Origin of the sequence: Mesorhizobium sp. M7A.F.Ca.CA.002.09.1.1, from assembly GCF_003998555.1 — a bacterium.
GTDB lineage: Bacteria > Pseudomonadota > Alphaproteobacteria > Rhizobiales > Rhizobiaceae > Mesorhizobium > Mesorhizobium ciceri.
Genome location: NZ_RZRR01000222.1, coordinates 1 through 7008, shown reverse-complemented (window position 1 = coordinate 7008; position 7008 = coordinate 1). Strand labels below are relative to the sequence as shown.

8 protein-coding genes are annotated in these 7008 nt (G+C 63.5%); 5 read left to right on the top strand and 3 right to left on the bottom strand.

The window, feature by feature from the left end:
* Nucleotides 1–112 precede the first annotated feature (112 nt).
* Entirely contained in the window at nt 113–466 is a 354-nt protein-coding gene (locus EN994_RS12405) for a YciI family protein (RefSeq protein WP_013528640.1), read from the bottom strand.
* A gap of 257 nt (nt 467–723) precedes the next feature.
* Between EN994_RS12405 and EN994_RS12400 the strand changes: the two genes are divergently transcribed.
* The 3 genes from EN994_RS12400 to EN994_RS12390 are packed head-to-tail and all read left to right on the top strand — an operon-like array spanning nt 724 to nt 4198.
* Nucleotides 724–1683, top strand: a complete 960-nt coding sequence (locus EN994_RS12400; protein ID WP_063169653.1) for a TAXI family TRAP transporter solute-binding subunit — start codon at nt 724–726, stop codon at nt 1681–1683.
* A gap of 14 nt (nt 1684–1697) precedes the next feature.
* Nucleotides 1698–3818: a TRAP transporter permease gene (locus tag EN994_RS12395; RefSeq protein WP_063169652.1), complete on the top strand. Its 2121-nt coding sequence runs from the start codon at nt 1698–1700 to the stop codon at nt 3816–3818.
* Complete coding sequence (locus tag EN994_RS12390) at nt 3815–4198, top strand: DUF1850 domain-containing protein (protein WP_063169651.1); 384 nt, start codon at nt 3815–3817, stop codon at nt 4196–4198. The genes EN994_RS12395 and EN994_RS12390 overlap by 4 nt, the downstream gene beginning before the upstream one ends.
* Nucleotides 4199–4213: 15 nt before the next feature.
* Here EN994_RS12390 and EN994_RS12385 read toward each other — a convergent pair whose 3' ends face one another.
* Both EN994_RS12385 and EN994_RS12380 read right to left on the bottom strand, forming a co-directional pair.
* A complete protein-coding gene (locus tag EN994_RS12385) occupies nt 4214–4600 on the bottom strand; it encodes a DCC1-like thiol-disulfide oxidoreductase family protein (protein ID WP_255337212.1) in 387 nt (128 codons plus the stop codon).
* Between the two features lie 254 nt (nt 4601–4854).
* A complete protein-coding gene (locus tag EN994_RS12380) occupies nt 4855–4995 on the bottom strand; it encodes a hypothetical protein (protein ID WP_013528645.1) in 141 nt (46 codons plus the stop codon).
* A gap of 377 nt (nt 4996–5372) precedes the next feature.
* Here EN994_RS12380 and EN994_RS12375 point away from each other — a divergent pair, with 377 nt between their 5' ends.
* Together EN994_RS12375 and EN994_RS12370 are read left to right on the top strand one after the other, a co-directional pair.
* Complete coding sequence (locus tag EN994_RS12375; RefSeq protein WP_063169649.1) at nt 5373–6242, top strand: Ku protein; 870 nt, start codon at nt 5373–5375, stop codon at nt 6240–6242.
* Nucleotides 6243–6254: 12 nt separating this feature from the next.
* The coding region (locus EN994_RS12370) for a DNA polymerase ligase N-terminal domain-containing protein (protein ID WP_281060148.1) at nt 6255–7008 on the top strand (754 nt) is incomplete at its 3' end.

The following is a 7008-nucleotide window of genomic DNA, read 5'->3' as shown; positions in this document are numbered from 1 at the left end:
AAAGTGGCCTGGAGATCGCGCGTGCGGGCCGCGAGCCAGGCGACAAGCTTGCCGTAGCTTTGCCGGGCGGCGGTTTCCGCTGCCGCCCGCGCGATCTCCAGGCCACTTTCCATCACATGGTCTGTTCCCAGATCGGCCGCAGCTCGACCGTGCCGGCGCTGGCCGCGGGGCAGCGCGCCGCCCAGGCGATAGCGGCATCGGCATCCTCGGCCTCGATCATGTAGAAGCCCGCAAGCTGCTCCTTGGTGTCGGCATAGGGGCCATCGAGCACGTTGGTCTTGCCATTGACCATCCGCACCGAAGTGGCGGCCTGGGTCGGCTTCAGCCGGTCGCCGGCCAGCCAGGCGCCGGACTTCTTCAACGCATCGGTATACGCGCCATAGGCAGCGCTGATCTCGTAGGTCTTATCGGTCGGCGCGGCCGCCATCGCGGCTTCATTGACGTAGATCAAAAGCATGTATCGCATGGTCTTCTCCCGTTGTTTCGAAGGCTGCTTCGTTTGCGAGCCGGACGTATGTCGCGCGGCCCTGGCCGATTTCGACAGGCATTGGAAAAATCTTTCGGCTCCGAAGACATTTCACGCAAGCGGCCATCTGTGCATCCCGCACTCAACCATTCGTCTAACGCATGGGATTGCGGGTTGGCATTTCCATCTCGCTGTCTAAACTCGCTTCTGTTCGCGTCAGGGAGGTGATGCGGCTGCTATTTCAGGGAGGAAATCAGATGTTCCATTTCAGGACGAAACTTGTTGCGGCCGGCGCCGTGGCGCTGTCGCTTGGCCTAGGCGCTGTTTCCGCCAAGGCGCAGGAATTCATCAACGTGCTCACCGGCGGCACATCTGGCGTCTATTATCCGCTCGGCGTGGCACTGTCGGAAATCTACGGCAAGGGCATCGAAGGTGCCCGCACCCAGGTGCAGGCAACAAAGGCTTCGGTCGAAAACCTCAATCTGTTGCAGCAGGGCAAGGGCGAGATCGCGTTTGCGCTGGGCGATTCCGTCAAGCTGGCCGCCGAAGGCAATGCCGAGGCCGGTTTCCCCGGCAAGCTCGATAAGTTGCGCGGCATCGCAGCCATCTATCCCAACTACATCCAGATCGTCGCCAGCCGGGAGTCCGGCATCAAGACGCTGGCCGACCTCAAGGGAAAAAGCCTGTCGGTCGGCGCGCCGGCCTCCGGCACCGAGCTCAATGCCCGCGCCATCTTCGCCGCCGCCGGGTTGAAGTATGAGGATCTCGGCCGGGTCGAGTATCTGCCCTTCGCCGAATCGGTCGAGCTGATCAAGAACCGGCAGCTCGACGCCACGCTGCAATCGGCCGGGCTCGGCGTCGCCTCGATCCGCGACCTCGCCACCTCCGTGCCGATCAATGTCGTGGCGGTGCCGGCCGAGGACGTCGCCAAGATCGGCGCGCCCTATCTGTCGGTGGTCATTCCCAAGGGCACTTATGAAGGCCAGAGCGAGGATGTCGCCACCGCCGCCGTCGGCAATTTCCTCATCACCCGCGCCGATGTCTCCGACGAGACCGCCTACCGGATGACCAAGCTGATGTTCGACCATCTCGACCAACTGGCCGCGGCGCATGCCGCCGCCAAGGCGATCGACCCGGCCAAGGCGCTCGACGGCATGCCGGTGCCGCTGCACCCCGGTGCCGAGCGATACTACAAGGAGAAGGGCTTGTTGAAGTAGGGCGGATCCGTCGGATGACCGAAGCAACGTCTGGAACATCAACCGACGGCAAATCCGCCACCTTCCATCTGCCTGCCGTCGAAGAACAGGTCGAAGGGCTGCCGCCGGGCTTCGGCGACGGCCTTGCGGGCAAGGCCGCCTTTCTCATCGCCGTCGCCTTTTCCGTGTTCCAGATCTATGTCGCCGCCTATGGCAGCATTCCGAGCCAGGTGGTGAGGGCCATGCATGTCGGCTTCCTGCTGCTGCTCGGCTTTGGCCTGATCGCCAATCTGCGCGCCAAGAGCATGCCGGCGAAAGCCGCGTTCTGGACGCTCGGGGCGCTCGGCTTCGGCACCGGCCTCTACAATTGGGTGTTCTACACTGATCTGATCCGCCGCTCCGGCTTCCTGACCACGCCGGACCTCATCGTCGGCGCGGTGCTGGTGGTGCTGGTCTTCGAGGCAGCGCGGCGGCTGATGGGCCTGCCGCTGGCGGTCATCGCTTTCATCTTTCTCGCCTACTGCTTTTTCGGCAACCATTTGCCGCCGCCGCTCATCCATCGCGGCTATGATTTCGCCCAGATCGTCGACACCTTCGCCTACGGCACCGAAGGCATCTACGGCACACCGATCTATGTCTCGGCTGCCTACATCTTCATCTTCGTCGTCTTTGCCGCCTTTCTCGAACGCGCTGGCATGATCGCGCTGTTCAACGATTTCGCGCTTGGCCTGGTCGGCTCGTGGCGCGGCGGCCCGGCGCAGGTCTGCGTGCTGTCCTCGGCGCTGATGGGCACCATTTCCGGCTCGGGTGTCGCCAATGTGGTGGCCAGCGGCCAGTTCACCATCCCGCTGATGAAGCGCTTCGGCTTCCGCTCGGCTTTTGCCGGCGCCGTCGAGGCGACCTCCTCGATGGGCGGCCAGATCATGCCGCCGGTGATGGGCGCGGTCGCCTTCATCATGGCCGAGACGCTGAACGTGCCTTATGCCGAAGTGGTCAAGGCGGCGATCATCCCGGCGCTGCTCTATTTCGGCGCCTGCTTCTGGCAGGTGCATCTGGAAGCCGGCAAGGCGGGCCTGCACGGCATGGCCAAGGCCGAGCTGCCCAATCCGTGGGACGCGGTGCGGCAACACTGGCCGCTGGTGCTGCCGCTGGCCGCGCTCATCTACCTGCTGTTTGCCGGCTATACGCCGATCTTCGCCGGCACGATGGGCCTGGCGCTGACCATCGTGCTCATCCTCGGCACGCCGTTGGCGGCAGCGATCGGGCCGCTGGCCTTCCGCATCGTCTTCTGGATCGCGCTCGGGCTTGCCGCCGCTTCGTTCATGAAGTTCGGCGTCAACCTCCTCGGCCTGGTGATCGCCGCACTGGTCGTCGCCTGCTTCACGTTCAAGGGCGGCCGCGAGACGTTGCAAATCTGTGTCGACTCGCTCGCCGAAGGCGCCAAGAACGCGCTGCCGGTCGGCATTGCCTGCGCCATTGTCGGCATCGTCATCGGCACGCTGACGCTGACCGGCATCGCCTCGACCTTCATCGGCTGGATCATCTCGATCGGCGAGGACAATCTGTTCCTGTCGCTGGTGCTGACCATGGTCACCTGCCTGGTGCTGGGCATGGGCATTCCGACCATTCCCAACTACATCATCACCTCGTCGCTGGCCGGGCCGGCGCTGCTCGAGCTTGGCGTGCCGCTGCTGGTCAGCCACATGTTCGTGTTCTATTTCGGCATCATGGCCGATTTGACGCCCCCGGTGGCGCTGGCGGCGTTCGCCGCCGCACCGATGGCCAGGGAAAGCGGCCTGAAAATCGGCATCCAGGCGACCAAGCTGGCCATTGCCGGCTTCGTCGTGCCGTTCATGGCGGTCTACACGCCGGCGCTGATGCTGCAGGACGCAGGTCCGATCGCCGCCCAGTTCGGCTATCCCGTCGAGGTCGGCTACATCGTCGCCAAGGCGTGCATGGGCATCGTGCTGTGGGGTGCCGCCGCCGTCGGTTTTCTGGTCACCCGCATGGCGTGGTGGGAGCGGCTCGTCGCCTTCGCGGCCGGCGTGCTGCTGGTCGCCGCGGTGCCGCTCACCGACGAGGCCGGCTGGGTGCTGGCGCTGGCCTGGATCGGCTGGCACTGTTTTCGCGCGCGGCAGGCTTCAGTCAGAACATGAGCCTGTGCATCCTGGCCGCGGGCAAGACGGTAACGCTCTCCGTCGCCGCCTTCACGCTGTCCTGGACGCATTCGGTGGAACGGACGCGCTGGCAAGAAGACTGGAAGGTCACGTCCTCCGGCCTGCAGGTGGTCGAAGCCCGGATCGAGGGCTCGGGCGCCGGCATGGAGCCGCCGGAAGGCGCGGTGCTGAAGGAGGGTTGGTGGAGCTATGCGCCTGATGTCGGCCCGCAGCGGCGCGTCGTGCTCGCCGCTTCAGGTGCAACCAGCGACGGCTGGACACTGTGCACGGTTCAGGGCTGCCGGGAATTGGGGAGGACGGCAGGCGGACCGATCGTGCTCGAGCCGTGCCGGCCGGATGGCACGAGCCAGCCGCGGTAGCGCATAGCCACACCCTCAGCCAAGGAACCGCTTGCGCAGCTCCGGAGAAGGAATGTCGCAAGCATCCTTCCTGCCGAACAGGGCGTAGCGGTTCCTGGCGATGCGATCATAGAGCCAACCACGCAGCGGGCGCGGCAACAGCAACAGTGCCTTGGCCGCCCGCCAAGGCCAGCCGAGTTCCGCCATGACGGCGACAAAACTGTCCAGCCGCGTGAAGGCGACGCCGTCGATCAGGACGAGATTGGTTTCGTAAGAGTCGGTGCGCAGTCCATGCTTCCGGAACAGCGCTTCACCGAAGGGCGACTGCGCGGTGGCGAAGCGGAAACGGCCTTGGCGGTCGAGCCTGACCACCATGCGCACGAAACCGGAGCAGAGCACGCAGACGCCATCGAAAACGATCAATGGATGGCGTGAGTCGAGAACTGTTTCGAAGGGACGAGTTGACTGGGGTCGAACTGGTTGAAGATGGTCCGTCACGCTGGCCTCGGCTGCTCGTGTCCTATGACACTAAGCCGGCCAGCGATGGTATCAAAGCCGTGGCGATGTCGCACGGCGCCTGTCGGCGAGAGCGGGACGCTCGGCGCGATAGGTGGTGGCGCGGATAGAGGCGGCCGGCCTGCAGATCCGGCTGTTGTGGCGATTTTCGAAAGCCATGATCAGTGCGCGCCCAGCGAGTTGCCGCGACGGGCGCAGGCCGGGCCGGGGCCGCGCATGTAATAGCGTTCGGGCCGGTAGGTCGGCGCAACGAATTCGCGGATGGCGGCGGCATAGCCGATGAGGTGCGCGAGGAAGTTCATTACCTTGTCCCTGTCCCGATTTTCGGATGTCCCTTCCGAATTGCGGTCATCATAGCGTCGAGGCGTGAATAGTCGGTGAACGTGATGTTAATATCTGGTCGAAAATGCCTTGCTTCGTGGCTGGAATGCGGCTGATTCGGGGTCTTTCCGTGCAGTTGGTTGGCATTCCGGCCAATGTGACTTTTGCATCACATATGTTTCGTTTGAATGTCGCCTGCGCGCGGTTCTGTTTCAACTTTTGCCGAGCCCGCGAAATTTCCGTGCTGGCGGCCAGAACCACTCAGGCGGCCCCTTGGCATCCAGATCGGCGCGGGAGCGCGGAACTGGAGCGCGATCTGTCCGTTCTCACCTTCATCTGGTTCTGAAGGGAAGATATCATGGCGCCGCGTCCGGCCTGGAGAGGCTATCTGAAGCTTTCGCTGGTCACCTGTGCCGTCGAACTGACCAATGTCGTCACCCATACGGAGCGGGTCTCGTTTCGCATTCTCAACCGCAAGACCGGCAACACGGTGAAGCGCCTCTATGTCGATGCCGAAACCGGCAAGCCGTTGGAGGAGGATGACGAGATCAAGGGTTATGAACTCGACGATGGCAATTTCATCCATATCGAGGAAGACGAGATCGAGGCGGTGCAGATCGAATCCTCGCACACGATGGCGCTCGACGGTTTCGTCGACAAAGCTTCGATCCAGCAGATCTATCTCGACACGCCCTACTATGTGGCGCCCGCCGACAAGGTGTCGGAAGAGGCGTTCGCCGTCATTCGCGATGCGATGGCGGGCAAGAAGATGGCCGGGCTGGCGCGTATCGTGCTCTACCGACGCGAACGGCCGGTGGTGATCGAACCGCTCGGCAAGGGCATGGTGCTGACGACGCTGCGCTACGACAACACGGTACGGCAACCGGACACCGTCTTCGGCGACATCGAGCCCGTGAAGACCGATCAGGAGATGACCGATCTGGCCGAGTTGATCATCGACAAGAAGAAGACGAAGTTCGATCCCTCGAAATTCGACGACAAATACGAGGACGCGCTGCTGGAGCTGATCCGCGCCAAGAAGGCCGGCCACAAGGCGCCGAAGGCCAAGGCGGCGCCCAAACCTTCCAATGTCGTCAATCTGTTCGACGCGCTGAAGAAGAGCCTGTCGGACTCCGGGTCATCGAAAACATCTTCGTCGGCGAAGGCCAGGCCAGCGGCCAAACGCGCCAAGTCGAAAGCCAGCGCGCCCAAACGCAAATCGGCGTGAGGAACCCAACGGATGGCCAGCCTCGAACAATATCACTCCAAGCGCGATTTCAAGAAAACCGCCGAACCGGCCGGCAAGGTCGCCCGGACCAAGCAGGGCGAGGCCGGCGGCATCTTCGTCATCCACAAGCATGCCGCGACGCGGTTGCATTACGACTTGCGGCTCGAGCATGACGGCGTGCTGTGGAGTTGGGCGGTGACGCGCGGCCCGAGCCTCGACCCGCATGAGAAGCGACTGGCTGTCCATGTCGAGGATCACCCGATCGACTATGCGCCGTTCGAAGGCACCATTCCCAAGGGCGAATATGGCGGCGGTTCGGTTATCGTTTGGGACGAGGGCACCTGGATTCCCGAGATCGACCCGGCCAAGGCGATGAAAAAGGGCCATATCAGCTTCGAGCTCAGGGGACACAAGCTGCATGGGGCATGGCATCTGGTGCGGCTGAAGCCGCGAGCGGGTGAAAAGCGCGACAACTGGCTGCTGATCAAGTCGGACGATGCCGCAGCGCGTCCCGGCGAGGACATCCTCAAGGAAGCGCCTGAATCGGTGAAGTCCGGCCTGACGATCGAGGAGGTCGGCGAGGGCAAGACCGCGAAGGGCGAGAAGCCGAAAGTCTGGCATTCCAACAAGCCGGCCGCCGTCAAGACAAAAGCCGGCAAACGCCTCGACTTTATCGAGCCGCAGCTGGCCACGCTCGAGCGCGATGCGCCGCCGGGCAAGGACTGGCTGCACGAAGTGAAGTTAGACGGCTATCGCATGCAGGCGC

Coding starts and splice junctions, on each gene's coding strand:
- EN994_RS12405 (WP_013528640.1), bottom strand. CDS start 466: ATGCGATACATGCTTTTGATCTACGTCAATGAAGCCGCGATGGCGGCC.
- EN994_RS12400 (WP_063169653.1), top strand. CDS start 724: ATGTTCCATTTCAGGACGAAACTTGTTGCGGCCGGCGCCGTGGCGCTG.
- EN994_RS12395 (WP_063169652.1), top strand. CDS start 1,698: ATGACCGAAGCAACGTCTGGAACATCAACCGACGGCAAATCCGCCACC.
- EN994_RS12390 (WP_063169651.1), top strand. CDS start 3,815: ATGAGCCTGTGCATCCTGGCCGCGGGCAAGACGGTAACGCTCTCCGTC.
- EN994_RS12380 (WP_013528645.1), bottom strand. CDS start 4,995: ATGAACTTCCTCGCGCACCTCATCGGCTATGCCGCCGCCATCCGCGAA.
- EN994_RS12375 (WP_063169649.1), top strand. CDS start 5,373: ATGGCGCCGCGTCCGGCCTGGAGAGGCTATCTGAAGCTTTCGCTGGTC.